Origin of the sequence: Lentzea sp. NPDC020367 (assembly GCF_044387305.1) — a bacterium.
Taxonomy (GTDB): domain Bacteria; phylum Actinomycetota; class Actinomycetes; order Mycobacteriales; family Pseudonocardiaceae; genus Lentzea.
This window is the reverse complement of record NZ_JBIRVV010000008.1, coordinates 94,077-119,222: the sequence shown is the minus strand read 5'-3', so window position 1 is coordinate 119,222 and position 25,146 is coordinate 94,077. Positions and strand designations below refer to the sequence as shown.

Below are 25,146 nucleotides of genomic sequence, written 5' to 3'. Positions count from 1 at the left end.
CCCCTCAGACCAGTCTGCGATCAGTGGCCCAGCGGGAGAGCTCGTACCGGTTGGAGAGCTGGGTCTTCCGCAGGACGCTCGACACGTGCGTCTCCACCGTTTTCACGCTGATGAAGAGCTCGGACGCGATCTCCTTGTAAGCGTAACCACGCGCCAGCAGCCGCAGGACGTCGCGTTCGCGCGGCGTCAGCAGGTCGAGCTCGGGGTCGCTGATCGGCGCGGCGCCGGGCCTGTCGGCGAACGCGTCCAGCACGAACCCGGCCAGCCGCGGCGAGAACACCGCGTCTCCCTCGGACACCCGCACGACGGCCCTGACCAGCTCCTGGCTGGAGATCGTCTTCGTCACGTAGCCGCGCGCACCGGCGCGGATGACGTTGATGACGTCCTCGGCCGCGTCGGAGACCGACAGGGCGAGGAACGTGACCTCGGGGATCTTGGTGCGGATCTGCCGCAGCACCTCGGCGCCGCCACCGTCGGGCATGTGCACGTCCAGCAGCACGACGTCCGGCTTGTGGTGCGCGATGCCGGCCACCGCCTCACCGACGCTGCCGGCCTCGCCGACCACGTCCACCTCGTCGGTGATGGTGTCGAGCTCCGCCTTGACCCCTGCGCGGAACAACGCGTGGTCGTCCACCAGGAACACCCTGACGCTCATGTCCTGGCCTCCGTCTTCCTCGGCATCTCGAGCTGCACCTCGGTCCCCTCTCCCGGAGCCGTGCGCAGTCGCACCTCCCCGCCGTGCCTCGTCATTCTCCCCCTGATGCTGCCCGCCAGGCCATGCCGGTCGTCCGGAACCGCGTCGGGGTCGAAACCCTTGCCCCGGTCGCGCACGAACACCGTGACCTTCTCCGGCTCGACCTCGGCGTAGACGCTGACCTCGGCCACCCCCGCGTGCTTGGCCGCGTTGACCATCGCCTCCTTCGACGCCTGGACCAGCGCGAACATCCCGTCCTCCAGCTCGGCGTCCCCGACGACGACCTGCGAGACGGCGATGGCGAACCCGTCCTCGACCTCCGCGCACACCTGGGCGATCGCGACGCTGATGGAATGCGGCTGCTCGCCGACCTCACGGCCGTAGAGCCAGCCGCGCAGCTCGCGTTCCTGGCTGCGGGCCAGCCGCTTGACCTCGCGCGGCGACTCCGACTGCTTCTGGATCAGGGCAAGCGTTTGCAGCACGGAGTCGTGCAGGTGGGCGGCGATCTCGGCGCGTTCCTCGGTGCGGATGCGCGCACGGCGTTCCGAGTCGAGGTCGCGCACCAGCCGCATCCACAGCGGCACGGTCAGCACCGCGACACCGATCAACGTGGCCAGCACGGAGAGGATGACGGTCGAGAGGTTCTGGACGGTGTCGTTCACCACGAGGAACGCGGCGACCCCCGCCACGACCAGCGCGCCTCCCGCGACCGTTCGCACGATCCCCGTCTTCCCCTGCGCGAACGCCCCGTCCTTCCAGCGGCGTCGCTGAGCCTCGTCCGCCTCGCGCCACACGACCGCGGCGCCCACGAGTGCGACGGCGATCGGACCGGTGATCCACCCGCTCCAGGTCCCGCCGATCAGGCCGGTGAAGACCGCGACGCCGACCCCGAGTGCCGCGAGGCCGACGGCCTGCTGCCACTCCTTGCGGTCCTTGTCGGTCTCCGGCTCCGCCACCGCGGACTGCGGCACGAACATCCAGAGCAACGCGTAGGCGATGATCCCGACCCCGCTGAACGCGGCGAACACGGCGAAGATCGCGCGCACCCAGAAGACAGGTGCGCCGAGATGGTCGGCCAGTCCGCTCGCGACGCCCGCGACCACCCGGCCGGTGCGTCGACGGCGCATCGGCTCAATGCGTGCACTCACGGTCCGATCGTCACACGTCCCGGCGAGTTGTTCATCAGGGATGACCCCGGTTCCGTGAATCAGGGCTGGTCCCTGATGTGGTTCCAGGCGTGACAGCGCAACCTTGTCATCGTGAGCGGGACTGAGAAGGCGATGCAGGGCGTGGCGGACACGCTCAGAGAGTTCTGGGCCCACCGTCCGGTGCGGCCCCGTGCAGGACGCAAAGCCGGCGGCGTGGCCACCGGAATCGCCCTGCGCTTCCAGATCGACCCGGTGATCGTCCGGATCGCGTTCGTGGCACTCGCGTTGTCGGGTGGCGTGGGCGTTCCGCTGTACCTCGCGGGCTGGCTGTTGCTGCCGGAGGAGGGCGACGCGGTCTCGCCGCTGGAGTCGTTGATCAACAAGGGCCACAGCTCGATGCCGCAGGCGCAGACCGTGCTGCTGGGCTTCCTGATGTTCCCCGCGCTCGCCTTCACGTTCGGGAGCGGCGGGTTCCAGGTCGTGGTGACGCTGGCCGCGGCGGTCGCGTGCGTCTACCTGCTGCAGAAGAACCGTGGGCACCTGCAGCCGGCAACGACGCTCGCCGACTCCGTGACACCCGTGACGCCACCGGTGCCGGGGGCACCGGCCTGGGACCCGCTGGGTGCCGCGCCGTTCGCGTGGGACCTGCCGGAACCGACCCCGAAGCCGCAGCCACCGGCCCCGAGGCCGCCTCGCGGACCGCGCATCGGCCTGATGACGCTGGGCGTGGCGACGCTGGTGGTCGCCGGTTCCGCGATCGCCGGTGCCTGGGCGCCGTGGTTCACCGTGCCGCACGTCATCGGCCTGGTGCTCGCGGTGCTGGCGGCGGGCCTGCTGATCGGGTCGTTCACCGGCGGCGGCCGAGGCCTGATCTGGCTGATGATCCCGCTGTCCGTGGTGGGCTTCGGCGTGACGGCGATCGACTTCGACGGCAGCCCGTCCAACCTGAGCAGCTACAACGAGAAGCCGAAGTCCGTGACCGACGTGCGCGACCGGTACGAGACGAGCGTGGGCAGCGTGCAGCTCGATCTCCGCGACCTGCCCGACTCCGGTTCGGTGAAGACCGCGATCGAGGTCGAGCTCGGCGAGGTGCAGGTGCGCGTGCCCAAGAACGCGGACGTGACGTACCGGTGCGAGGCGTCGTCCCTCGGCGAGCTCGACTGCCTGGGCAAGCGCGCGGAGGGCAGCAGCGTGGACGTCAGCGGTCGCGACCTCGGCGAGAACGGCGAGGGCGGCCTCCAGATCGAGCTCGACGTGCAGGCCAGCGTCGGAGAGGTGAAGGTGCTCCGTGACTGAGCAGGTGATGCGCAGGCGGATCGACCCGGTGACGCTGGTCTTCGGGATCGGCGGCGGGCTGATGGCGGCCTACGTGCTGAGCAACGGGTCGTTCTGGTTCGACTTCCGATGGGCGCTGGGAGGGACGGCCATCGTGGTCGGGCTGGTGCTGCTGACGAACTCGATCAGACGCAAGACCCGCGAATGAGAAAGGGCCCCGGTCAGCTGACCGGGGCCCTTTCTTCACGTCTCTACTCCCACTCGATGGTGCCCGGCGGCTTGGACGTCACGTCCAGCACGACCCGGTTGACCTCCGCCACCTCGTTGGTGATCCGGGTCGAGATCCGCTCCAGCACCTCGTACGGCAGGCGGGTCCAGTCCGCGGTCATCGCGTCCTCGGACGACACCGGGCGCAGCACGATCGGGTGGCCGTAGGTGCGGCCGTCGCCCTGCACGCCGACGCTGCGGACGTCCGCGAGCAGCACGACCGGGCACTGCCAGATCTGCCGGTCGAGACCGGCCAGGGTCAGTTCCTCGCGCGCGATGGCGTCGGCCTGGCGCAGCGTGTCGAGGCGGTCCTGGGTGACCTCGCCGATGATGCGGATGCCGAGGCCGGGGCCGGGGAACGGCTGGCGCTGCACGATCGTCTCGGGCAGGCCCAGTTCGGTGCCGACGCGGCGGACCTCGTCCTTGAACAGCGCGCGCAGGGGTTCGACCAGCTCGAACTGCAGGTCGTCCGGCAGGCCGCCGACGTTGTGGTGCGACTTGATGTTCGCGGTGCCCGCGCCGCCGCCGGACTCGACGACGTCCGGGTAGAGCGTGCCCTGGACGAGGAACTTGTAGTCGCCCTCGGCCTTGAGGTCGCGCTCGGCCTGCTCGAACACGCGGATGAACTCGCGGCCGATGATCTTGCGCTTCTCTTCGGGGTCCGTGACGCCGGCCAGGGCGTTCAGGAAGCGCTCGCGGGCGTCGACGGTCACCAGGCGGATGCCCGTGGCGGCCACGTAGTCGCGCTCGACCTGGGCGCGCTCGCCGGAGCGCAGCAGTCCGTGGTCGACGAAGACGCACGTGAGGCGGTCGCCGATGGCGCGCTGGACCAGGGCGGCCGCGACGGCGGAGTCGACGCCGCCGGACAGGCCGCAGATCGCCTTGCCGTCACCGATCTGCTCGCGGATCCGGGTGACCTGCTCGTCCACGATGGACGACGTCGTCCACTGCGGACGGATGCCCGCGATCTCGTGCAGGAACCGGCGCAGCACCTCCTGGCCGTGCGGCGAGTGGTGCACCTCGGGGTGGTACTGCACGCCGGCGAACCGGCGCTCCTTGTTCTCGAACGCGGCGACCGGCGCGCCCTCGCTGGTCGCGGTGACGGTGAAGCCCTCTGGCGCCTTGGTGACGGCGTCGCCGTGGCTCATCCACACCGGGTGGCTCGCCGGGAGCTCCTGGTGCAGCGCGCCGCCCTCGGTGGGCACGCTCAGGTCCGTGCGGCCGTACTCGCGGGTGCCCGTCTGTTCAACCGCGCCACCAAGTGCGCGCGCCATGGCCTGGAAGCCGTAGCAGATGCCGAAGACCGGGACGCCGGTCTCGAACAGCTTCGGGTCGACCTGCGGGGCGTTCTCCTCGTACACGCTCGACGGGCCACCGGACAGAACGATGGCCAGCGGGTTCTTGTCGAGGATCTCGCTCACGGTCGCGGTGTGCGGGACGACCTCGGAGTAGACCTGGGCCTCGCGGACGCGGCGGGCGATCAGCTGCGCGTACTGGGCGCCGAAGTCGACGACGAGAACAGGGCGGTTGCTGGTGTCGGACACGTCGCCAAGGATCTCATGCGTGAACGAGGAACTGCTGACCGGTGGCGGGCTGAACCAGGTGTTCAGGGTGGGTGACGCGGTGCGCAGGCCGGCCGGGCCGTGGGCTCCTCGGGTGCACGATTTGTTGCGGCGCTTGGCACCGCTGGGGATCGCGCCGGTTCCGCTCGGGCTCGACGCGGAGCACGAGCTGCTCAGCTACCTGCCCGGTGACGTTGGCCACGTGCCCCCTTCGAGCGACGCGACGTTGATCGAGTCGGCACTGCTGCTGCGGCGGCTGCACGACGCGACGGCCACTCTCGTCGGCGAGCTGAACGGGTGGCAGTTCGCCGCCCGCGAACCCGTCGAGGTGGTGCTGCACGGTGATTTCGCGCCGTACAACATCGTGTTCCGCGACGGGTCACCGAAGGGCGTGTTCGACTGGGACGGCGCGCATCCGGGTCCGCGCTGGTGGGACGTCAGCTGGGCGATCATCCAGTTCGTGCTGGCACTGCCCGATGACCGCGAACGGCGCACCCGGCTGTTCTGCGAGACGTACGGGATCGAGTACGACCGCGAGCACGTGCTGATCCGGTTGGACGACATGATCCAAACGATTCGGGAGGATCCGAGGTTCGTGCTCCAACGCGCAGAAGGGCATGTTGACCACTACTTGGATCTCAGCCGGTACGTGCAGGCCAGTAGGGCTTAACGTGATCCCCATGGACGCGTTCACACCGCAACCCAGGCCGTGCTGGGTCGCCGGCCGCCCCGAGCAGGGCGAGCAGGCGTTAGAGGTCCTCCACCCGTTCGACGGCACCGAGGTCGCCTCGGTGGCCGTACCGGGCAGAGATCAGGTGGAACGCGCGATCGCGGCGGCCGCGGCGGTCGCGAAACAGTTCCGGCGAACACCCGCGCACGTGCGCGCCGAGGCACTGCTGCAGGTGTCGCGGACGCTGGCCGAACGCGCGGAGGAGATCGCCGAGACGATCACCGCCGAGAACGGCAAACCGCTGAAGTGGGCCGAGATCGAGGTCTCGCGGGCGGTCAACACGTTCCGCTTCGCCGCCGAGGAGGCGCGCCGGTTCACCGGCGGGTTGCAACGGCTCGACACCGAGGCCGGTGGCGTGGGGCGGATGGCGATCGTCCGGCACGTGCCGCGCGGGCCGGTGCTGGCCGTGGCGCCGTTCAACTTCCCGCTGAACCTGGTGGCGCACAAGGTCGCGCCGGCGCTCGCGGTCGGTGCGCCGGTGATCGTGAAGCCCGCTTCCGCCACGCCGTTGAGCGCGTTGCTGCTCGGCGAGATCCTGGCCGAGACCGATCTGCCGGAGGGCGCGTTCTCGATCCTTCCCGTGCGCGGCAAGGACATGGACGTCCTGGTGCGCGACGAACGGCTGCCGGTGATCTCGTTCACCGGGTCCACGAAGGTCGGCTGGTCGCTGATGGAAGCCGCGCCGCGCAAGCACGTCGTGATGGAACTGGGGTCCAACGCGGCGGCGATCATCTGTCCTGATTGGACGGACCTGGACCACGCGGCGCAGCGCATCGCGACGTTCGGCAACTACCAGGCCGGGCAGTCGTGCATCGCCGTGCAACGGGTGATCGTGGACCGGTCGAAGGCCGACGAGTTCGTGCCGAAGCTCGTGGAAGCGGTGGGAGCGTTGAAGACCGGCGACCCGCACGACCCCGAGGTCGAGGTCGGGCCGTTGATCGACGAGGACAACGCCCGCCGCGTCGAGGAGTGGGTCAACATGGCCACCGACGTCGGCGCGAAGGTGCTGCTCGGCGGCAAGCGGACCGGGGCGACGGTCGAGCCGACCGTGCTGACGGACGTGCCGAAGTCCGCCAAGGTCTGGACCGAGGAGATCTTCGGACCGGTGCTCGTGGTGTCGGTGGCGGACGGCGTGGAGGACGCGTTCGCGCAGGCCAACGACTCCAAGTACGGGCTGCAGGCCGGGGTGTTCACGCGCGACGTGCAGGTGGCGTTCGAGGCCGCGGCCGAACTCGAGGTCGGCGGCGTGATCATCGGCGACGTGCCGTCCTACCGCGCGGACCAGATGCCCTACGGCGGCGTGAAGGGATCGGGCACCGGACGCGAGGGCGTCCGCTCGGCGATGGAGGACTTCACCGAAGAACGCGTGACCGTGCTGACGGGCATCCAGCTATAGGCCCTGCGGGAACGCCAGCACGCGATCGGGGTCGTACCTGTCCGCGACTTCCCTGAGTCGCGCGAGGTTGCGGCCGTAGTAGGCGGTCGGCCAGTCGGGCATCTCCGGGTCGATGTAGTTCACGTACCCGGTGGTGCCCGCGCCGAGCCCGTCGCGGACACCGGCGAGCAGCGCCCGTGCACGTGCCTCGGTCAGGTCGCCGAGGTGGACGAAGATCTGGACGCTCGCGGTGGCGTCGCGGTGCGGGAACGCGGTGGCGTCGGACGCGACCCGTCCGATCGCGCCGCCGAACGAGTCGAACTGGATCATGAACGGCGGCTGCCCGTCCATCAGCGCGGCGACCTTCGACCCCGGCACGGGCGCGTGCGGCATCCGCGACGACGCCACGTAAGGTTCACCGGTTTCCGCAGGTCCCGCGTAGTGGCGCATCGCCTGCAGGTAGGGCATCTCCTCGACTTCGCGCTCAGCCGGTGGCATCCGGTCCAGCAGCCGGTGCAGGTCCTTCGCCGGTCCCACGTACGCGCCCCTGACGCTCGGCACCGACTTCGGGCCGGAGTCGACGCGCAGGCTCGTCCACAGCTCGTCCGGCGCGTCCGCGATCCACTCCTGCCAAGCGTCGACCACGTCCGCCGTGCCCTCGGGGTAGTCGAGGCCGAACACGGTCAGGCCCGGCGCGGGATCCGTGCGGAACGTGAACTCCGTGACGACGCCGAAGTTGCCGCCACCGCCGCCTTTCAACGCCCAGAGCAGGTCCGGCTCCTCCGAGGCAGTGCGCAGAACGCCGTCCGGGGTGACGATCCGCGCCTCGACGAGGTGGTCGCACGTCAGGCCGTACTTGCGCGCGGTCACGCCGATGCCGCCGCCGAGCGCGAGTCCACCGATACCGACCGAGCGGCACGTGCCGGCGGGCAACGCCTGGCCCGCGGCACCGAGCGCCTCGTAGACGTCGTACATCCGCGCCCCGCCGCCGATGACCGCTGTCCGGCCGTCGATCCGCACGTCCGACAACCCCGCGAGGTCGAGGACAAGGCCTCCGTCGGGCCACGAGTAGCCCGCGTAGCTGTGGCCACCGCTGCGTGCGGCGACCGGAATGCGTTGGCGTGCCGCACGTTCCAGGCCCGCCTGGACGTCCTCGACCCGTGCGCACCTCACCACCTCAAGCGGTTTTCGGTGCGCATAAAGGGTGTTCTGCGGATCACCAGCCGAGTGCACGGCGTCTCGTCTCCTCGTCGTCCGGTCCGGCGACGTGGCCGTCCGGCCGGATCAGCAGGCCGTCCCGGACCGTGAAGCCAGGGCCCGCCGTGCGGGATCCTTCGACCAGCACGCCGCCGTTCTCGTAGGCGAACGGGGTGAAGAGCTTGCCCGAGTCGATGCCCTCGCCGGACTCCAGCGCGCGCTGCCGGTGGGCTCGTTCTTCCGGGGTGCCCGGGACGAGGAACCGCATGGTGTCACCGGTGATGCGGAGGTTCTCGTCGGCGGCGGCACCGCGTTCGGCGTCGTAGGAGGCGAGGAGGTTCGGACCTGCCTCGCCGGACCGGTCGGCGGCGATCTTCCAGGCCGCGTTGTCGGCGTCGCAGATCCCGGAGTTCAGGCCGCGGGCACCGAACGGGCTCATCACGTGCGCGGCGTCGCCGACGAGCAGGACTCTCCCTGATCGCAGAGTCGCGGCTTTGCGCTGGTGGAAGCGGTAGGTGGACTGCCAGACGATCTCGTACGGCCGGTCGCCCACGATCGCGCGGACGTGGTCGTCGGTGAGCTGGACGTCCTCGGCGACCTGCCAGTCGATCCGCCAGACGCCCTTCGGTTGCGGGTGCAGGAGGACCTGTCTGCCCGGGTTCCAGGGCGGGTCGAAGTAGAAACGGCGTTCGGGCGTCTCGAAGTCCAGGTCGACCCGGACGTCGGCGATGATGAACCTGTCGTCGAACGAGAAGCCCTCGAACGGGATGTCCAGCAGCTGCCGGACGGTCGAGTGCACGCCGTCCGCCGCGATGCAGTGGGTCGCCCTGATTCCGTCCTGTGTGGACACTCCGTCGTCGTCCTGAGTGAGGCTTTCGAGCGCGTGCCCGTAACGGAGTTCGATGAGCGGTTCGGCGCGGACGCGTTCCTCCAGCAACTGCTCGACGACGGTCTGCGGGGTGTTCACGAACGGCGGGAAACCCTTGGCCTGCGGAAAGGTCAGGGTCAGGACCTCGCGGTCGCGGTGGTAGGTGCGGCCGGTGTACCAGGTGACGCCCGCGTCGGCGACGGCCTGCCCGACGCCGATCCGTTCGAGGATCTCCAGCACGTCGCGCTGCACGCAGATCGAACGACTGCCCGTCTGCGCGCGCCCCGGTTCCTTCTCCAGGACGACGCTCGGCACACCGGCTCGCGCGAGGAACAGCGCGGCGGCGAGGCCGACCGGTCCGGCACCCACCACCAGGACCGTCACTGCAGGGCGTCCCACACGGCGCGGTCGCGTTCGGCGGTCCAGATCTCCGGCCAGTCCCTGCCGTCGCACTCGTCCCAGTAGCGCTTCACGTCGAACGGCAGGCAGTGCTCGAAGATCGGCCAGCGCCCGTAGCGGTCCACGAGGGTCTTGTGCGCCAGTTCGAAGGCCTGCTTGAGCGTGCCGCCCTCGGCGTGGACCCCGCCGACCGTGCGGCGCAGTTCGTTGAGGAAGTGCCTGCTCTGGTTGATGGCGGCCTCGACCTCGTACCGGTCACGGGCGACCTTGCCGCGCCCGCCGACCAGCACCTCGGCGCCCAGCTCCTCGATCTCGTCCAAAGTGGACGTCGCCCACTCGTCGTGGAACGCGTCACCGGTGTAGAGCGCGGCCTGCGACTCGACCAGGTCCCCGGCGAACAGGATGCGCTGCTGCGGCAGCCACGCCACGATGTCGCCCGCGGTGTGCCCGCGCCCGAGGAACTGCAGCACCAGGTCGCCGCGCTCGTCGCCGAGCGGGATCGTCATGCGGTCGGAGAACGTGAGCGTCGGCCACGTCAGCCCGGGGATCTCCTCCGGCGACTCGAAGAGCCGCGGCATGCGGCCGAACTCGCTCTCCCAGTCCTGCTGCCCGCGTTCGGCGATCAGCACCCGCGTCATCTCGTGCGCGACGATCTCCTGGGCGTCGAACGCGCTGGCCCCGAGCGTGCGCACGGCGTGGTAGTGGCTGAGCACGAGGTACCGGACCGGCTTCTTGGTGTGCTTGCGCAGCTGTGTCAGCCACCTGCGCGCGGCCGCGGGTGTGGCGCGCGCCTCGAAGCAGATCAGGAAGTCCTCGGCCTCGATGGCCGCGACGTTGGGGTCGCCTTCGGCGGTCAGGGTGTAGACGCCGTCGGCGAGTTCGACGAAAACCTCGTCCTTGGGGGCGAGGTCGGCGCTGGAGGCAAAAGGCTTTTTGGCCATGCCTCCACCGTGTCAGGACGCCTTCACGATCGGCAACCGCAAAGCGGCTGGAGCTTGATCGGGAACCGCCGGGTTCTTCGGCTTCGTCGGATTGATCCTGCGGTAGGGCAGGCTCTGCTCCGGTCGCTGGTCCTGCTCGCCCTTGTTCGGCCACAGCGAGAACGCCCGCTCGGCCTGCGCGGTGATCGTGAGGCTCGGGTTCACCCCGAGGTTGGCGCTGATCGCCGCACCGTCCACAACGGACAGTCCGGGGTAGTTGAAGACCCGGTGGTACGGGTCGATCACACCCTGCTCCTCGTCGCTCGCGATCGCGCAGCCGCCGATGAAGTGCGCGGTCAGCGGGATGTTGAACAGCTCGCCCCACGTGCCGCCGGCCATGCCGTCGATGTGCTTGGCCGCCAGCAGGTTCGCCTCGTGACCGGCCGGGATGAACGCCGGGTTCGGGTCGCCGTGCCCCTGCTTGCTGGTGAGCTTGCCGCGCTTGAGGAACGTGGTGATGGAGTTGTCGAGGCTCTGCATGACCAGCAGGATCACGGTCCGCTCGCTCCACCGGTGCACGCTGAGCAGCCGCAGGAGCCGGAGCGGGTGCCTGACCGCCTGCTTGATGAACTGCAACCACCGCGGGGTGCTCAGCGCGCCGTCCGTGGCGAGGGTCTGCAGCATGCCCATGGCGTTGCTGCCCTTGCCGTACCGGACGGGTTCGATGTGCGTGATCTCGTCGGGGTGGATGGAGCTCGTGATCGCGACGCCCTGCGTGAAGTCGGTGTCCGGGTCGACCGTGTAGCGCGCGGCCCCGATGATCGACTCGGAGTTGGTGCGGGTGAGCTCGCCGAGCTTGGCCGAGATCCTCGGCAACGTCGTGGCCTTCGCCTTGTGCAGGAGCTGCTGGGTGCCCCACGTGCCGGCGGCGATCACGACCTGGTCGGCGGTGAAGGTGGCCTTGGCCTTGCCGCCGGTCATCCTGGTGTCGATGGTCCAGGTGCCGTCGTTCTCGTTGAGCTGCGTGACCGTGGTCAGCGGGAAGACCTTCGCGCCGAGCTTCTCCGCGAGGTACAGGTAGTTCTTGACCAGCGTGTTCTTGGCGCCGACCCGGCAGCCCGACATGCAGCTGCCGCACTCCGTGCACCCGGTGCGTTCCGGTCCAGCGCCACCGAAGTAGGGGTCTGCCGCCTTCTTCCCCGGCTCGCCGAAGAACACGCCGACGGGCGTCGCGTGGTAGCTGTCCTCGACCCCCATGTCCTTCGCGACCTTCTGCATGACGACGTCGCTCGGGGTCGTCGTGGGGTTCGTGACGACGCCCAGCATCCTGCTCGCCTGGTCGTAGAACGGCTCCAGCTCGTCCTGCCAGTCGGTGATGTGCGCCCACTGCCGGTCCTCGTAGAACGGCTTGAGCGGCCGGTACAGCGTGTTCGCGTACACGAGGCTGCCGCCACCGACGCCCGCACCGGCGAGCACCATGACGTTGCGCAGCAGGTGGATGCGCTGAATGCCGAAGCACTTGAGCTGCGGCGCCCACAGGTACCTGCGGAGGTTCCAGCTGGTCTTGGCGAACTCGTCGTCGGCGAACCGGCGCCCCGCCTCCAGGACGGCGACGCGGTAGCCCTTCTCGGTCAGGCGGAGCGCGGCCACGCTTCCGCCGAACCCGGAGCCGACGATGACGACATCGAAGTTACCGGCGAGTTCACCCATGAACCGGAGAGTAGGCGTTACTTCCGGTAACGCCTAGTCCCCGATCGGTTCAGAAGGACGAGGCACACTCGCGAAAGCGGTCCAGAGGTCCACCGCCTGCTCCAGGTTCAGCGCCGCGACCTGCTCCACGACCACGTCGCCCACGAGGCGACCGAGCCTGCCGATGACGTCGGTCAGTTCGGCCAGCGTGGAGTCCTCGTCAGCCATCGACGTGACCGGTAGACGATCCGCCAGTGGTTTCGTCCCACCACCAACTTGCTCAGCGATCGAGCGCCAGGTCCCTCAGGTCAGCCGCCGCTTCGTCGATCTCAACGAGACGGCTCACCGGAACAACCGCGGCAACCGGACGGCCGCGCCGGGTGACGTTCAGCGCGCGTACATCGCGCAATGCAGCCGTACGCAGAAATCCAACCAGAAGGTCGAGGGTGCGCGGGCAGGCGCACCCGTCGACTCAGAGCACCAGGCCCTCGATCACCCACACCATGAACGCCACGGCCAGCGCCGTGATCACCAGCCCGCCGCAGACGAACAGGGTCAGCATCTTCCAGCCGATGCCGCCTACTCGCTCGTCCTCCTCGGGCACTTCCTCCAACTCGAACTCTTGGACTTCGGCGTCCGGGTCGATCGTGTCCACATCACTGTTCTTGCCGTCGCCGAACAAGGCATCCAATTCCACGCACAAGAGGACGCGCGGAGCAGTCGTTCGGTTGCAAGATCAGCTCTGCGCCCAGGCGGCGATCGGGAGGCTGAGGTAAACGCCCACGTCAGCGAGGCCACAAGCGTCGACGACGGCCTTGCACAGGTCGTCGACGCGATCTTGGCGGTTGGTGGCACGGCTTTCGAACCACTTCGAGCGGACCTCGACAACGATGTCCATGCCGCTGACGTCGAACGGGCCGCGCGGGCGGAAGCGCAGTTCCACGTCGCCGGGCTGGAGGTCGCCGTCGTAGGGCTCTTCCGGGCACTCGACCGCGACCGAGACGGCGTGCGGGAGCATTGCCGCCAGTTCCTTCAGCACTGCGTGGGGGACGTGGGGTGCGTAGGTGATCTCGACGAGCGGCACGGCGTCCAGCAAAGCAGAGGGGCGCGTCCCGGCTGAAACGCGCCCCTCGACCAGTTGATCTCTAGCCGCGGATGGTCAGGCCGACCTTCTGGAACTCCTTGAGGTCCGAGTAGCCGGTCTTGGCCATGGCCCGCTTGAGGGCACCGAACAGGTTCGTCACGCCGCGCGGGTCGGCGGACGGGCCGAACAGCAGCTTGCGCAGGTCGAGCTCCTGGTCCACCGCCTCGGCGACGAGGCTGCGCGGCACGGACGGGTGCGCGGACGACGCCGTCCAGTACAGGCCCTGGCCCGGTGCCTCGGTCGCGGCGGCCAGCGGCTCGCCGAGCATCACGGCGTCGGCACCGCAGGCGATGGACTTCGCCACGTCGCCCGACGTCGTGACGCCGCCGTCCGCGATGACGTGCACGTAGCGGCCGCCGGTCTCGTCGAGGTAGTCGCGGCGCGCGGCCGCGGCGTCGGCGATCGCGGTGGCCATCGGCACGCCGATGCCCAGGACCGAGTCGGTGGTGGTGACGCCGGGCGTGTAGCCGTAGCCGACGATCACGCCCGCCGCGCCGGTGCGCATGAGGTGCATGGCGGTGCGGTAGTCGCCGACACCGCCCGCGATCACCGGGATGTCGAGATCCGCGATGAACGACTTCAGGTTCAGCGGCTCGCCGTCACGCGACACGTGCTCGGCCGAGATGATCGTGCCCTGCACGACCAGGATCTCGACGCCGGCGGCCAGCAGGTCCGGGGTCAGCTCGGCAGCGCGCTGCGGGCTGACGCGGACCGCGACCGTGACGCCCGACTCGCGGATCTGCTTGACCGCCTCGGCGATCAGGTCCATCCGCAGCGGGGCGGAGTGCAGCTCCTGCAGGACCTTCACGGCCGCCGCCGGGTCGTCGCTGTCCTCGGTCGCCTGGACCAGGCGGAACAGCGCCTCGTCCACGTCGCCGTGGCGGGCCCAGAGGCCCTCGGCGTTGAGCACACCGAGGCCGCCGAGCTCGCCGACCGCGACCGCCGTGCCCGGCGACACGATGGCGTCGGTCGGGTGGGTGATCAGCGGGATGTCGAAGCGGTAGGCATCGATCTGCCACGTCGTGGAGACGTCCTTGGACGACCTCGTCCGACGCGACGGGATGATCTCGATGTCGTCCAGCTCGTAGGCCCGCCTCGCGGTCCGGCCCATCCCGATCTCGACCAGATCGCGCACCAGTCTTTCCCTTCCAAAGCTCGTTGAACTGCCCGCAAGACCCTAACGGGTGGTGTAGTTCGGGGCCTCGACGGTCATCGTGATGTCGTGCGGGTGGCTTTCCTTCAGACCGGCCGCCGTGATGCGCACGAGCTGCTGGTTCTGCAGCTCGGCGATCGTGTGGGAGCCCGTGTAGCCCATCGCCGCGCGCAGGCCGCCGTTGAGCTGGTGCACGACCTGCGACAACGGGCCGCGGAACGGCGTGCGGCCCTCGATGCCCTCGGGGACGAGCTTGTCCTCGTTGAGCACGTCGTCCTGGAAGTAGCGGTCCTTCGAGAACGACTTGTTCTCGCCACGGGACTGCATCGCGGCCAGCGAGCCCATGCCGCGGTAGGTCTTGAACTGCTTGCCGTTGACCAGGATCAGGTCGCCGGGCGCCTCCTGGGTGCCCGCGAGCAGCGAACCGAGCATCACGGCGGACGCGCCGGCCGCGATGGCCTTGGCGATGTCGCCGGAGTACTGGATGCCGCCGTCACCGATCACCGGCACACCGGCCGGGGTGCAGGCCAGCGCCGCCTCGTAGATCGCGGAGATCTGCGGCACGCCGACACCGGCGACGACGCGCGTGGTGCAGATCGAGCCGGGACCGACACCGACCTTCACGCCGTCCGCGCCCGCGTCCACCAGTGCCTGGGCACCGGCCCGCGTCGCGACGTTGCCGCCGACGACGTCCGTCGAGTCGCCGAGCTCCTTCTTGATGCGGGCGACCATCTCCAGCACGCCGCGCGAGTGCCCGTGCGCCGTGTCGACCATCAGCACGTCGACGCCGGCCTCGGCGAGCGTCATCGCGCGGACGAACGAGTCCTCGCCCACACCGACCGCGGCGGCGCACAGCAGGCGGCCGTCCGGGTCCTTGGTGGCCATCGGGTACTGCTCGGTCTTGACGAAGTCCTTGACCGTGATGAGGCCCTTGAGCTTGCCGTCGCCGTCGACGATCGGCAGCTTCTCGACCTTGTGGCGGCGCAGCAGGCCGAGCGCGGCCTCCGCGGACACGCCCACCTGGGCCGTGACGAGCGGGCCCTTGGTCATGACCTCGATCACACGCTTGGAGTGGTCGAGCTCGAACCGCATGTCGCGGTTCGTGATGATGCCCACGAGCTTGTTGTTCTCGTCGGTCACCGGCACGCCGGAGATGCGGTAGCGGGCGCACAGCGCGTCCACCTCGGCCAGCGTGGCCTCGGGCGAGCACGTGACCGGGTCGGTGACCATGCCGGCCTCTGACCGCTTGACGGTCTCGGCCTGGCGGGCCTGGTCCTCGATGCTCAGGTTGCGGTGCAGCACACCGATGCCGCCCTGACGTGCCATCGAGATCGCCATCCGGCCCTCGGTGACCGTGTCCATCGCGGCGCTGGCCAGCGGAATCTTGAGGGAGATGTTGCGCGAGATCCTGGTGCTCGTGTCGACGCCACTCGGAACGACGTCGGACTCGGCAGGCAGCAGGAGCACGTCGTCGAAGGTCAGTCCCAGCATGGCGAACTTCTGCGGGACTCCATCAGCGTTGAGCTCGCTGGTCATAGCGGGTGACATGCCTTCCGTCGTGCGGTCTGCGCTCTGCCTGCCCTTTTGGGGTCCTGCGTGTCCAGTTTCCGCAGGCGGAGGCGGTGCGACCCATGGTATCTGGACGACCGAGGGGGTACGGCGGGTACCGTGCGGGGTCGTGCCGCACGACGCGTTGCCACCAGACCCCTTCGCGGATGACCCAGAAGACCCCGCACTCTCCCTGGGCGAACCGCACCACGACCATCCCCCGATGGATGACGACGAGCGAACAGAGCTGGTCAGCGACCTGAGCGACCTCGCCGTCTACCAAGCGCTGCTGGAACACAGAGGCGTGCGCGGCATCGTCGTGGACTGCGGCGAGTGCGAGGAACCGCACTACCACGACTGGGCACTGTTGCGAGCCTCACTCGAACAACTCCTCGCCGACGGCCGCATGCGCCCGCACGAGCCGGCCTTCGACCCGAACCCCGGCGCCTACGTCAGCTGGGAGTACTGCCGGGGGTACGCCGACGGCGTGACGGCCACCGAGTCGGCCCGCTGACCGCGAGACCGGTCACATTCCACCTGACGTGTGAACACCTGAGCATGTGAACGGCCCCTGACCTCGAAAGATCAGGGGCCGTTCACAGTGCGTCTCAGTTGGAGCCGGTCGTCTGCCCGACGGTCTCACCGTTGGTGCCGGTGCCAGTGGAACCCGTCTCCCCGGTGCCGGGGTCCGGCGGCGGAGGAGGCGGCGGGTTCTCCTCGCCGTTCGACGTCGGCGGCGCCGGAGTCTCCGACGAGGGCGGCGTGGACGGCTGGGTGGTCGACGGCTCGCTCGACGGCTGCGTCGAGGACGGCGTCGTGGGCTCCGACGACCTGGTCGGCTTCGTCGGCTTCGGGTTCGTCGTGGACGGCGGCGTCGAGGTGTTGGTGTCGAGCTCCTTCTCGAGCTCCTTGTGCTTCTCCTCGAGCTTCTGCTTGCCGTCGGCCGTGGACACCGACTCGAGGCTGGCGCCGACCTTGTTCAGCTTCTCGCGGGCCTCGTCGACCTTGCCCTCGCGCAACGCCAGGCGTGCGGCGTCGAGGTCGGTGTTGATGATGGCCGCTGCCTCGATCGACTTCGCGTGCTCGGAGTACAGCACTCGCGTGAGACCCCAGAGCGCGTCGCCGGGCTGGGCGTCACGGGCGACGAGGCTCACGCCGGTGAAGGCGATGGCCAGGACCGCCGCGGCGCTCGCCAGCGGGATCAGGAAGCGGTGCCTGCTCACCGGCTGCGGACGGGCAGCCTGGATCGTGGCGATGGCGGTGTCGGTGTCGACGAGCTCGCCGAACGGCTCGGTCTCCACCTCGTTGCGCCATGCGAGCAGCAACGCGTTCAGCTCGTCGTCGACCAGGTTGCCGGCCGCGCCCGGTGTCGCCGACCCCAGCGCGTCGAGCAGCCTGTCATCGGCCTGTACAGCCGAAAGATCATCTGCGACGGGTTCGTGCGGGGCTCTATCGTCCTGTCCGCGCACTTCCTCGTCGTCCTTCCCGTGTTCGTCGGCCACTCAGACCACCTCCTCCGCTGCCAGCGACTTGCGCAGCCGGGCCAGCGCACGGTGTTGCGCCACCCGAACCGCACCCGGAGTCGAACCAACCGCCTCGGCAGTTTCCTCGGCGGAGAGTCCGACCACCACCCTCAACAGCAGGATCTCCCGCTGCTTCTCCGGCAGGACGCGCAGTAGGACGGCCATCCGGTCGGAGAGTTCGCCCTGCATCGCCCGCTGCTCCGGACCAGCTTCGGTCTCCGGCGCGTCGGGAACTTCGGGAACGGGCTCGGAGCGGTTCCTGGCGGCAGACCGATGTGCATCGGCGACCTTGTGCGCCGCGATCCCGTACACGAACGCGAGGAAGGGCCGACCCTGATCGCGGTAGCTGGGCAATGCCGTGAGCACCGCGAGACACACCTCCTGGGCCACATCGTCCGCCGAAGCGAAGCTTCGCTCCTGCCTTCCAACTCTGGCGCGGCAGTACCGCACCACAAGAGGACGAATGGAGGCCAGCAGGCGTTCGATCGCCTGGCGGTCGCCGTCGACGGCCGCGCCCACTTCGGCGTCCAGTCCGTCCCCCAAGTTGGTCATCGCAGACAACAGCCCTGGTGTTACTTGTTGGCGTACCGACACAGAACAACACGAGTCACTCACAGCGACTCGTTACAGCGCCTTCACCGTACCGGTCTTCAGGCCTTCTGTTCATAGGTGGGGTATGGACACCCCGCGTGAACAGCAGACACGCCCGAACGGCTGACAGCCCGGCGACATTGTCACCGGGCTGGGCTAATTGCGCGACCTGAAAGATCACCGGCCGCACGGGTGAGCCCTCTCACGCCACCGGCCCCGCTTCCCCACATGCGGCATATGAGGACGCGGGGCCGGTGCGGCGAGAGCGACTACTGAACGAGGCCTCGCCGGAAGCCGTGCGCGACCGCCTGAGCACGGTCACGAACACCGAGCTTGCGGAAGAGACGACGGGCGTGCGTCTTCACCGTGTCCTCCGACAGGTAGAGCTCGCGGCCGATCTGGCCGTTGCTCTTGCCCTGGCTCATGCCACGCAGCACCTGGAGCTCACGCTCCGTGAGCTGCACGCCGGGGTCGGAGGGCTGACGAGGCGCCGGCACCGAGGTGCTGGCGAGCGTGTGCGCGAGGGCCGCCACAAGCTCGGGACGCGACGCGTCCCACCTCAGGTAGCCACGAGCACCGCCGGCGATCGCCGCGGCGATGCTTCCGGCGTCGTCGGGGGCTCCGAAGACGATGACGTTTGCCTGCGGATTCGCGGAGACGAGCCGACGGGTAGCTTCAACCCCGGTCGGGACAGCGCGCTGAGTTCCCACCAGCACGACGTCGACCGGCTGCCTTGAAAAGCGAGCCAACAACTCGTCACCGTGCGCTACGCAGTCGATGCGGCTAACCCCGGGGACAGCCGACATCACGCGGGTGAGACCCTCCCGCACACTGCGCCGGTCGTCGCAAATAAGGACCGTGGTCACGGGGACTCCTTTCCTGCAGCCGAGTGACGTTCCATCTCCCCTATCGGACGCTGGCGGCCCAACCTTGACACGATCCGGTGCTTAATCCGTCAAGAAGTTCATCTGAGGGTCTGCGTTCGGGGGTTCCCCGGAACGGAGCAGCCCGGTGGGCACCCACGGGGACTCAAGGGCGACCTGTCGGCTGACGGCATCAGCTCTGCGTAACACGCAGCTCAGGGCCTCCGTCGCCCGGTCGATGGCGACTGCGCCCACCGTGGGGGCATGACCCACCAGGACAAGAGCGCTCGGCCAGATCAACGGATGAAGCCCCTTCGCAGCGCTGTGATTTAGCTCACACTCGACCAGTTCAACTCCGCGGTTCAGGCCGTCGGGTGTCCCCCACACGACCAACGAGGTGCCCAGAACGAGTGCCGACTTGAGCTCGTGCCGGAGCGCCTTTCTGCTCGTCGCCACGCCGTAGGCCGCCTCGGCGGGTGCCACCGCGGCCTCCGCGTGGCCGGACGCCAGCTCGATCTCGGCGGTCACCCAGCCCCTGCGGACCTCACTCCTCCACGAGTGCGTCTCAACTCGTGCGAGCAACCCGCGGGCCTCTCCCAGGCGTTGAGCACCCAGCGAATCGGCCGCGAGACCGAGCAGGGCGTCCGTCCTGGCACCTGCGGCGTCGATCCCGTCCTGGTCGCCGCGGTCCGCTGACTGGACGCGGGCGAGCGCCGCGCCGTCGAGCCGACGAGCGAGGTGATGGGCCCCTAGCTGACGGTGGTGCGACGCGCGAGTCGAGAGGGAGAGGGACGCGATCACCGGGTCGAGGTCATGACGGAGCGCGTCCAACGTGGTTGCTGCCGCCGCGTAGTGCCCCTGACCACCGAGAACGACCGCGGCGAGCCACCGGGACCGCGAGTCGGGCGCCGAGAGCGCGGACCAGACGTCGAGATCGGGTGAATCACCGAACGCGGCCCGGCGCAGCTCCTCTTCGATCACGGTGACGGAGTCTGTCAGGTGACCGCGGCCTCAACGGCCTCGACGGCGGCGGCGAGATCCTCGACCCGTTCCGCCGGAGACGTCACCACACCCCGCCGCCAGCCGGGCCCGCCGACGAACAACCTCACCTGCTGCCGGGTGCGCGGCAAGGCGGTGATCACCCCCGGATCGGCGTAGCGCGGCAACTGCGCCCACAGCACCACCGCGGCGGGCGCGGTACGGCGCACAGCGGCCGCCAACGCGTCCACGGGCAACGCCGCTCCGAGCTGCCGGACGACGACGCCTCGGTGCGCCAGCTCCGCGGCCAACGGATAGAGGGGAAGGTTGTGCCTCTCCTCCGGCATGCACGCCAGCAGCACGGGCCGATGGTTGCGTCCGGACGTGACGAGCGGTGTCGCGCGCACGAACGCCGCGAGCACGCACTCGTTCAACAGGTGCTCGACCTCGACGCCGGCACCGGAGAGCTGCCACCGCGCGGCGACGGCCGTCAGCACCGGCCGCACGACCTCGTTCCAGGTGGTGATCACGCCGTCGGACGCCAACGAGTCGGCGAGCATCTCCTGGACGGCGATGGAGTCCATCGCGACCGCCGCACGACCCAATCCGCGCGCCAATCGAGACGCTCCCGGCAATTTCAGTCCACGTCCACCCGATGGTGCGACGGGAACCACTCCGTGTGTCATCGACGATTTCGAGTCGAGCGCGAAACGGGCCGCTTCCGCGGACGACGCGCCACGAAGAAGAGCGCGTTGCATCAATTCGAGCCGGGCCACGTCCGGAGGCCCGTATTTCCGGTGCCGCCCCACGGTGTGGCCGGTCGGACCCAGCCCGTAGCGACGGTCCCAGGTGCGCAGGGTGGCGGGTGCCACGCCGAGTCGCCTGGCCACCGCGGCCACTGAGAGAAGGGGCTCACTCGTGTGACTCCCGGCAGAGGTGTGCTCCGGCGGTGTCATCACGAGAGCCATGTTCCGTTCACCTCATCCGGGCGGCAACTCCGGGCGGTGAGTGATCGAACACGCGTGCCGTCACCCATCAGTTGATAAGGGTCTTCAGCCTCTTGAACAAGTTTTGACGCGGTTCTACGGTGGATCATCGTTAAGCCGAATGGAGCAGTCGTCACGGAGGCGGTCTCGATGGCGGACACCCGAAGGCTCCCCGGTCCCAACGCAGACCTGTGGGACTGGCAGATGCGCGGTTCGTGCCGGGGCATGGACAGCGCGTTCTTCTTCCACCCCGACGGTGAACGGGGCCCGGCGAGATCTCGGCGGGAAGCTCGCGCCAAGGCCGTCTGCCTCGCCTGCCCGGTGTTGGAGATGTGTCGCAGGCACGCGCTCGCGGTGCAGGAACCGTATGGAATCTGGGGCGGGCTCTCGGAATCGGAGCGCGACCACATCATCAAGGCACGAAAGCGACAATTGGCAATTGTGTAGACAGTAAAACCGGGGCGGCACCAAACGAAATGGTGCCGCCCCGGTTTTATTTGAGTTCGAAGAACTCGGTACGTCTCAGTGGCCGTGCCCGTGGCCGTGGCCGTGGCCGGCCGCGGCGGAAGCGGGCTCGTCCGCCTTCTTCTCGACGATGGCGCTCTCGGTCGTGAGCACCATGCGCGCGATGGAGGCGGCGTTCGCCACGGCGGAACGCGTGACCTTGACCGGGTCGATGATGCCCTGCTCGAGCAGGTCACCGAACTCCAGCGAGGCTGCGTTGATGCCGAAGCCCCACTCGCCCTCGCGGACCTTGTTCACCACGACGGCGCCTTCGAGGCCGGCGTTCGCGGCGATCCAGAACAGCGGCGCGGAAAGGGCCTTCGCGACGAGCGCGACACCCGTGGCCTCGTCACCCGACAGGCCGAGGCCACCGTCGAGCACCTTGGCGCCGTGCACGAGAGCGGAGCCACCGCCGGGGACGATGCCCTCCTCGACCGCGGCCTTGGTAGCGGCGACCGCGTCCTCGATGCGGTGCTTGCGCTCCTTGAGCTCGGTCTCGGTGGCGGCGCCGACCTTGATCACGGCGATGCCGCCGGAGAGCTTCGCGAGGCGCTCCTGGAGCTTCTCGCGGTCCCAGTCGGAGTCCGTGTTCTCGATCTCGCGACGCAGCTGCTCCGCGCGACCGGCGATGTCGGCCTTGGTGCCGCCACCGTCGACGATCGTGGTGTCGTCCTTGGTCACGACGACGCGGCGGGCGGTGCCCAGCTGCTCCAGCGTGGTCTCGGACAGCTTGAGGCCGATCTCCGAGGAGACCACCTCGCCACCGGTGACGACCGCGAGGTCGTCCAGGAACGCCTTGCGGCGGTCACCGAAGAACGGCGCCTTCACGGCGACGACCTTCAGGGTCTTGCGGACGGCGTTGACCACCAGCGTGGACAGGGCCTCGCCCTCGACGTCCTCGGCGATGATCAGGAGCGGCTTGCCGGACTCCGCGACCTTCTCGAGGATCGGGAGGACGTCGGCCAGCGCCGAGATCTTCTCGCGGTGCAGCAGGATGCGGACGTCTTCGTAGACGGCCTCCTGCGCCTCGAGGTCGGTCGAGAAGTGCGTCGACACGTAGCCCTTGTCGAACTGCACGCCCTCGGTGATGACCAGCTCGGTCGCGAGCGTGGACGACTCCTCGACGGTGATGACACCGTCCTCGCCGACGCGCTCGATGGCCTCGCCGAGCAGGGCGCCGATGGACTCGTCACGCGAGGAGACGGTGCCGACCTGCGCGATGTTCTCGCGGCCCTTGACCGGGGTGGCCTTGGCCTTGAGCGCGTCCACGACGGCGTCGGCGGCGGCCTGGATGCCACGGCCGAGCGCGGTCGGGTTCGCACCCGCGGCGATGTTGCGCAGGCCTTCCTTGACCAGCGCCTGCGCCAGCACGGTGGCGGTGGTGGTGCCGTCACCCGCGACGTCGTTGGTCTTGGTGGCGACCGACTTGGCGAGCTGCGCGCCGAGGTTCTCGAACGGGTCGTCCAGCTCGATCTCACGAGCGATGGTCACACCGTCGTTGGTGACCGTGGGGCCACCGAACTTCTTGTCGAGCACGACATGCCGCCCACGCGGGCCAAGGGTGACCTTGACCGTGTCGGCGAGCTTGTTGACGCCGCGCTCGAGGGCCCGACGAGCGTCCTCGTCGAAGCTGATCTGCTTGGGCATTGAACTCAAAGCCTCTCTGGGTAGCGAAACGCCCCGGACACCCCGGATGGGGCGCCGGGGCGTCAGGCATGACAGCCGAGCGTCGACTAGTTGACGACGGCCAGCACGTCGCGAGCGGAGAGGATCAAGTACTCCTCGCCGTTGTACTTGACCTCGGTGCCGCCGTACTTCGAGTAGATGACGACGTCGCCGACAGCGACGTCCAGCGGGACGCGGTTGCCCTTGTCGTCGATGCGGCCGGGGCCCACCGCGAGGACCTTGCCCTCCTGGGGCTTCTCCTTCGCGGTGTCCGGGATCACGAGGCCGGAGGCGGTCGTCGTCTCGGCCTCGGAGGCCTGGACAACGATCTTGTCCTCAAGCGGCTTGATGTTCACGCTCACCGGGATGACCTCCACGGGTCGTTGGCAGGTTCGTTTGTTTAACGGCTCCTGCCACCCCGCCGTCGCGGGGGTCGGGGCGGTACTGGTGCCGTGCAATTGGCACTCTACCCACGAGAGTGCCAAGCCTTCAACGAGACCCCCGAACCGATCACCATCCGGGAACCGTATTCAGGGCATGTCCACGTTGACGCGCCGAACGCTGCTGCTCGCCGGGGTGGCGGGAGTCACAGCGTTCTCGGTCGCCGCCTCGGCCCGGCCGAGCGACCCTTTCACACTCGGTGTGGCCTCGGGCGACCCGGCACCCGACGGAGTGGTTCTGTGGACCCGGCTGGCCGTCGATCCGCTCGCCGACGACGGCCTGGGAGGCATGCCGGCCCATCCGATCGAGGTCCAGTGGCAGGTCGCGCGGGACGAACGATTCACCCGAATTGTTCAGCGCGGCTCCACCACGGCTCGACCTGAGGAGGCGCACAGCGTCCACGTGGAACTCGTCGGGCTGGAGCCCGGCCGCGAGTACTTCTACCGCTTCAAGGCCCTCAACCACCTCTCGCGGACGGGCCGTACGCGCACGACACCTCCTCCTGGTTCGTTGCAGGTACCGCTGACGATGGCCTTCGCGTCGTGCGCGCAGTACGAGCACGGCTACTTCACGGCCTACCGAAGACTCGCGGAGGACGAGCCCGACCTGGTGCTGCACCTCGGCGACTACACCTACGAGTACGAGAGCGGCATCCACGTCGCTCCGAGCGGCAACGTCCGGCACGTCGAGGGCCCGACCACCACGACGCTCGCCGGCTACCGGCGGCGGCAGGCCCAGTACAAGACCGACCCCGACCTGCAGGAAGCGCACGCCGTGGCGCCGTGGTCGGTGATCTGGGACGACCACGAGATCGACAACAACTGGGCGGGGCTGCTGCCGGACCAGTCGCAGCCGGACTTCCCCGCGCGGCGGGCCGCGGCCATCCAGGCGTACTACGAGAACATGCCTTTGCGCAGGTCACCAAGGCTGTACCGGCGGATCGGCTGGGGCTCGCTCGCGACGTTCCACATGCTCGACACCCGCCAGTACCGGACCGACCAGGCCTGCGGCGACGGGTTGCAGCTCTGCCCGGAACGGCTGGAGCCGGAACGCACGATGCTCGGCGCCGCGCAGGAGGAGTGGCTGTTCAACGGCTTCCGCGGCTCGCGGGCGCGCTGGGACGTGCTCGGGCAGCAGGTGTTCTTCTCGCAGTACGACTACATCCCCGGCGAGGTCGACAAGTTCCTGCTCGACGCGTGGGACGGCTACGTCGCCGACCGGGACCGGGTCGTGGCGGCGCTCGCGGACGTGCGGAACCCGGTCGTGCTGACCGGGGACGTGCACGCGGCGTGGGGTGCGGAGGTCAAGGAGCGGTGGGACGACCCGTCGTCGAAGACCTTGGCGACCGAGCTCGTGACCACGTCGATCACGGCCGGTGGCGACGGGTCGGAGGAGTACGCCGAGACACCGCTGTGGCTGCGCGAGAACCCGCACGTGAAGTACTTCAACAACCGGCGCGGCTACACCGTGAGCCGCTTCACGCCCGATGAGCTGCGCACGGACTTCCGCGGGCTGGACTACGTGACGCGGCCGGGTTCGCCTGTCCGCACCAAGGGATCCTTCGCGGTGGAGGACCGGAGGCCTGGGCTTCACCAGGTCTAGCGCAGCTGACCTGGTGAAGCCCAG

At 69.1% G+C, this 25,146-nt stretch carries 26 protein-coding genes; 7 read left to right on the top strand and 19 right to left on the bottom strand.

Annotated features, from left to right (window positions below):
* Positions 1-4 precede the first annotated feature (4 nt).
* Both ACH413_RS31205 and ACH413_RS31200 read right to left on the bottom strand, forming a co-directional pair.
* Positions 5-655 carry a response regulator transcription factor gene (locus ACH413_RS31205; RefSeq protein ID WP_090067146.1) on the bottom strand — a complete coding sequence of 217 codons (651 nt, stop codon included), beginning with the start codon at positions 653-655 and terminating at the stop codon, positions 5-7.
* Positions 652-1,842 carry a PspC domain-containing protein gene (locus ACH413_RS31200; protein WP_396425384.1) on the bottom strand — a complete coding sequence of 397 codons (1,191 nt, stop codon included), beginning with the start codon at positions 1,840-1,842 and terminating at the stop codon, positions 652-654. The genes ACH413_RS31205 and ACH413_RS31200 overlap by 4 nt, the downstream gene beginning before the upstream one ends.
* 111 nt (positions 1,843-1,953) lie before the next feature.
* Here ACH413_RS31200 and ACH413_RS31195 point away from each other — a divergent pair, with 111 nt between their 5' ends.
* Positions 1,954-3,138 carry a PspC domain-containing protein gene (locus ACH413_RS31195; RefSeq protein ID WP_360048263.1) on the top strand — a complete coding sequence of 395 codons (1,185 nt, stop codon included), beginning with the start codon at positions 1,954-1,956 and terminating at the stop codon, positions 3,136-3,138.
* Entirely contained in the window at positions 3,131-3,325 is a 195-nt protein-coding gene (locus ACH413_RS31190) for a hypothetical protein (RefSeq protein WP_360048264.1), read from the top strand. The genes ACH413_RS31195 and ACH413_RS31190 overlap by 8 nt, the downstream gene beginning before the upstream one ends.
* A gap of 43 nt (positions 3,326-3,368) precedes the next feature.
* On the opposite strand, the gene guaA is transcribed toward ACH413_RS31190, so the two are convergent.
* The gene (gene guaA / locus ACH413_RS31185; protein ID WP_360048265.1) at positions 3,369-4,928 is read right to left on the bottom strand and encodes a glutamine-hydrolyzing GMP synthase; all 1,560 of its coding nucleotides are present in this window, start codon (positions 4,926-4,928) and stop codon (positions 3,369-3,371) included.
* Positions 4,929-4,947: 19 nt separating this feature from the next.
* On the opposite strand from guaA, the gene ACH413_RS31180 reads away from it, so the two are divergent.
* The gene (locus tag ACH413_RS31180; protein ID WP_360048267.1) at positions 4,948-5,616 is read left to right on the top strand and encodes an aminoglycoside phosphotransferase family protein; all 669 of its coding nucleotides are present in this window, start codon (positions 4,948-4,950) and stop codon (positions 5,614-5,616) included.
* A 10-nt stretch (positions 5,617-5,626) separates the two neighbouring features.
* The gene (locus ACH413_RS31175) at positions 5,627-7,072 is read left to right on the top strand and encodes an aldehyde dehydrogenase family protein (RefSeq protein WP_360048268.1); all 1,446 of its coding nucleotides are present in this window, start codon (positions 5,627-5,629) and stop codon (positions 7,070-7,072) included.
* Here ACH413_RS31175 and ACH413_RS31170 read toward each other — a convergent pair.
* The 9 genes from ACH413_RS31170 to guaB all read right to left on the bottom strand — a co-directional run bounded on the left by ACH413_RS31170 (position 7,067) and on the right by guaB (position 15,957).
* Positions 7,067-8,224, bottom strand: a complete 1,158-nt coding sequence (locus ACH413_RS31170; protein WP_360048270.1) for an FAD-binding oxidoreductase — start codon at positions 8,222-8,224, stop codon at positions 7,067-7,069. The genes ACH413_RS31175 and ACH413_RS31170 overlap by 6 nt on opposite strands.
* 43 nt (positions 8,225-8,267) lie before the next feature.
* A complete protein-coding gene (locus tag ACH413_RS31165; RefSeq protein ID WP_360048272.1) occupies positions 8,268-9,500 on the bottom strand; it encodes an FAD-dependent monooxygenase in 1,233 nt (410 codons plus the stop codon).
* Positions 9,497-10,456, bottom strand: a complete 960-nt coding sequence (locus tag ACH413_RS31160) for an MBL fold metallo-hydrolase (protein ID WP_360048273.1) — start codon at positions 10,454-10,456, stop codon at positions 9,497-9,499. Before ACH413_RS31160 ends, ACH413_RS31165 begins: the two co-directional genes overlap by 4 nt.
* 12 nt (positions 10,457-10,468) lie before the next feature.
* A complete protein-coding gene (locus ACH413_RS31155) occupies positions 10,469-12,145 on the bottom strand; it encodes a GMC family oxidoreductase (protein ID WP_360048275.1) in 1,677 nt (558 codons plus the stop codon).
* Between the two features lie 33 nt (positions 12,146-12,178).
* Positions 12,179-12,352 (bottom strand): hypothetical protein, encoded by a 174-nt coding sequence (locus ACH413_RS31150; RefSeq protein WP_360048276.1) that lies wholly within the window; start codon positions 12,350-12,352, stop codon positions 12,179-12,181.
* A gap of 244 nt (positions 12,353-12,596) precedes the next feature.
* Positions 12,597-12,821, bottom strand: a complete 225-nt coding sequence (locus tag ACH413_RS31145; RefSeq protein WP_360048278.1) for a hypothetical protein — start codon at positions 12,819-12,821, stop codon at positions 12,597-12,599.
* A 39-nt stretch (positions 12,822-12,860) separates the two neighbouring features.
* Complete coding sequence (locus ACH413_RS31140) at positions 12,861-13,208, bottom strand: hypothetical protein (protein ID WP_360048279.1); 348 nt, start codon at positions 13,206-13,208, stop codon at positions 12,861-12,863.
* 61 nt (positions 13,209-13,269) lie between these two features.
* On the bottom strand, positions 13,270-14,403 hold the full coding sequence (locus ACH413_RS31135; RefSeq protein WP_360048281.1) for a GuaB3 family IMP dehydrogenase-related protein: 1,134 nt from the start codon (positions 14,401-14,403) through the stop codon (positions 13,270-13,272).
* Positions 14,404-14,445: 42 nt separating this feature from the next.
* Positions 14,446-15,957 (bottom strand): IMP dehydrogenase, encoded by a 1,512-nt coding sequence (gene guaB / locus ACH413_RS31130; protein WP_360048283.1) that lies wholly within the window; start codon positions 15,955-15,957, stop codon positions 14,446-14,448.
* Positions 15,958-16,099: 142 nt separating this feature from the next.
* On the opposite strand from guaB, the gene ACH413_RS31125 reads away from it, so the two are divergent.
* Entirely contained in the window at positions 16,100-16,483 is a 384-nt protein-coding gene (locus ACH413_RS31125) for a DUF5319 domain-containing protein (protein ID WP_360048284.1), read from the top strand.
* A gap of 94 nt (positions 16,484-16,577) precedes the next feature.
* On the opposite strand, the gene ACH413_RS31120 is transcribed toward ACH413_RS31125, so the two are convergent.
* The 5 genes from ACH413_RS31120 to ACH413_RS31100 all read right to left on the bottom strand — a co-directional run bounded on the left by ACH413_RS31120 (position 16,578) and on the right by ACH413_RS31100 (position 20,880).
* Positions 16,578-17,471 carry an anti-sigma-D factor RsdA gene (locus ACH413_RS31120; RefSeq protein WP_360048286.1) on the bottom strand — a complete coding sequence of 298 codons (894 nt, stop codon included), beginning with the start codon at positions 17,469-17,471 and terminating at the stop codon, positions 16,578-16,580.
* Positions 17,472-18,044: a sigma-70 family RNA polymerase sigma factor gene (locus ACH413_RS31115; RefSeq protein ID WP_030471987.1), complete on the bottom strand. Its 573-nt coding sequence runs from the start codon at positions 18,042-18,044 to the stop codon at positions 17,472-17,474.
* 308 nt (positions 18,045-18,352) lie between these two features.
* Positions 18,353-18,949, bottom strand: a complete 597-nt coding sequence (locus tag ACH413_RS31110; protein WP_030471988.1) for a response regulator transcription factor — start codon at positions 18,947-18,949, stop codon at positions 18,353-18,355.
* An 81-nt stretch (positions 18,950-19,030) separates the two neighbouring features.
* The gene (locus ACH413_RS31105) at positions 19,031-19,927 is read right to left on the bottom strand and encodes a hypothetical protein (RefSeq protein ID WP_360048288.1); all 897 of its coding nucleotides are present in this window, start codon (positions 19,925-19,927) and stop codon (positions 19,031-19,033) included.
* Between the two features lie 14 nt (positions 19,928-19,941).
* A complete protein-coding gene (locus tag ACH413_RS31100; RefSeq protein WP_396425389.1) occupies positions 19,942-20,880 on the bottom strand; it encodes a MerR family transcriptional regulator in 939 nt (312 codons plus the stop codon).
* Between the two features lie 180 nt (positions 20,881-21,060).
* Here ACH413_RS31100 and ACH413_RS31095 point away from each other — a divergent pair, with 180 nt between their 5' ends.
* Positions 21,061-21,357, top strand: coding sequence for a WhiB family transcriptional regulator (locus ACH413_RS31095; protein ID WP_086663892.1), 297 nt, complete (start codon positions 21,061-21,063; stop codon positions 21,355-21,357).
* 75 nt (positions 21,358-21,432) lie between these two features.
* Here the strand turns inward: ACH413_RS31095 and groL are convergent, their stop codons facing one another.
* Together groL and groES are read right to left on the bottom strand one after the other, a co-directional pair.
* Complete coding sequence (gene groL, locus ACH413_RS31090; RefSeq protein WP_360048290.1) at positions 21,433-23,061, bottom strand: chaperonin GroEL; 1,629 nt, start codon at positions 23,059-23,061, stop codon at positions 21,433-21,435.
* An 86-nt stretch (positions 23,062-23,147) separates the two neighbouring features.
* Positions 23,148-23,441 carry a co-chaperone GroES gene (groES, locus tag ACH413_RS31085; RefSeq protein WP_030478362.1) on the bottom strand — a complete coding sequence of 98 codons (294 nt, stop codon included), beginning with the start codon at positions 23,439-23,441 and terminating at the stop codon, positions 23,148-23,150.
* A 175-nt stretch (positions 23,442-23,616) separates the two neighbouring features.
* Here groES and ACH413_RS31080 point away from each other — a divergent pair, with 175 nt between their 5' ends.
* Positions 23,617-25,122, top strand: a complete 1,506-nt coding sequence (locus tag ACH413_RS31080) for an alkaline phosphatase D family protein (protein WP_360048291.1) — start codon at positions 23,617-23,619, stop codon at positions 25,120-25,122.
* Positions 25,123-25,146 lie beyond the last annotated feature (24 nt).

What these genes read in the sequence shown, in the direction of transcription:
- ACH413_RS31205 (WP_090067146.1), bottom strand. Translation starts at nt 655, where the DNA reads ATGAGCGTCAGGGTGTTCCTGGTGGACGACCACGCGTTGTTCCGCGCA.
- ACH413_RS31175 (WP_360048268.1), top strand. Translation starts at nt 5,627, where the DNA reads ATGGACGCGTTCACACCGCAACCCAGGCCGTGCTGGGTCGCCGGCCGC.
- ACH413_RS31160 (WP_360048273.1), bottom strand. Translation starts at nt 10,456, where the DNA reads ATGGCCAAAAAGCCTTTTGCCTCCAGCGCCGACCTCGCCCCCAAGGAC.
- ACH413_RS31155 (WP_360048275.1), bottom strand. Translation starts at nt 12,145, where the DNA reads ATGGGTGAACTCGCCGGTAACTTCGATGTCGTCATCGTCGGCTCCGGG.
- ACH413_RS31150 (WP_360048276.1), bottom strand. Translation starts at nt 12,352, where the DNA reads ATGGCTGACGAGGACTCCACGCTGGCCGAACTGACCGACGTCATCGGC.
- guaB (WP_360048283.1), bottom strand. Translation starts at nt 15,957, where the DNA reads ATGACCAGCGAGCTCAACGCTGATGGAGTCCCGCAGAAGTTCGCCATG.
- ACH413_RS31115 (WP_030471987.1), bottom strand. Translation starts at nt 18,044, where the DNA reads ATGACCAACTTGGGGGACGGACTGGACGCCGAAGTGGGCGCGGCCGTC.
- ACH413_RS31100 (WP_396425389.1), bottom strand. Translation starts at nt 20,880, where the DNA reads ATGACACCGCCGGAGCACACCTCTGCCGGGAGTCACACGAGTGAGCCC.
- ACH413_RS31095 (WP_086663892.1), top strand. Translation starts at nt 21,061, where the DNA reads ATGGCGGACACCCGAAGGCTCCCCGGTCCCAACGCAGACCTGTGGGAC.
- groL (WP_360048290.1), bottom strand. Translation starts at nt 23,061, where the DNA reads ATGCCCAAGCAGATCAGCTTCGACGAGGACGCTCGTCGGGCCCTCGAG.
- ACH413_RS31080 (WP_360048291.1), top strand. Translation starts at nt 23,617, where the DNA reads ATGTCCACGTTGACGCGCCGAACGCTGCTGCTCGCCGGGGTGGCGGGA.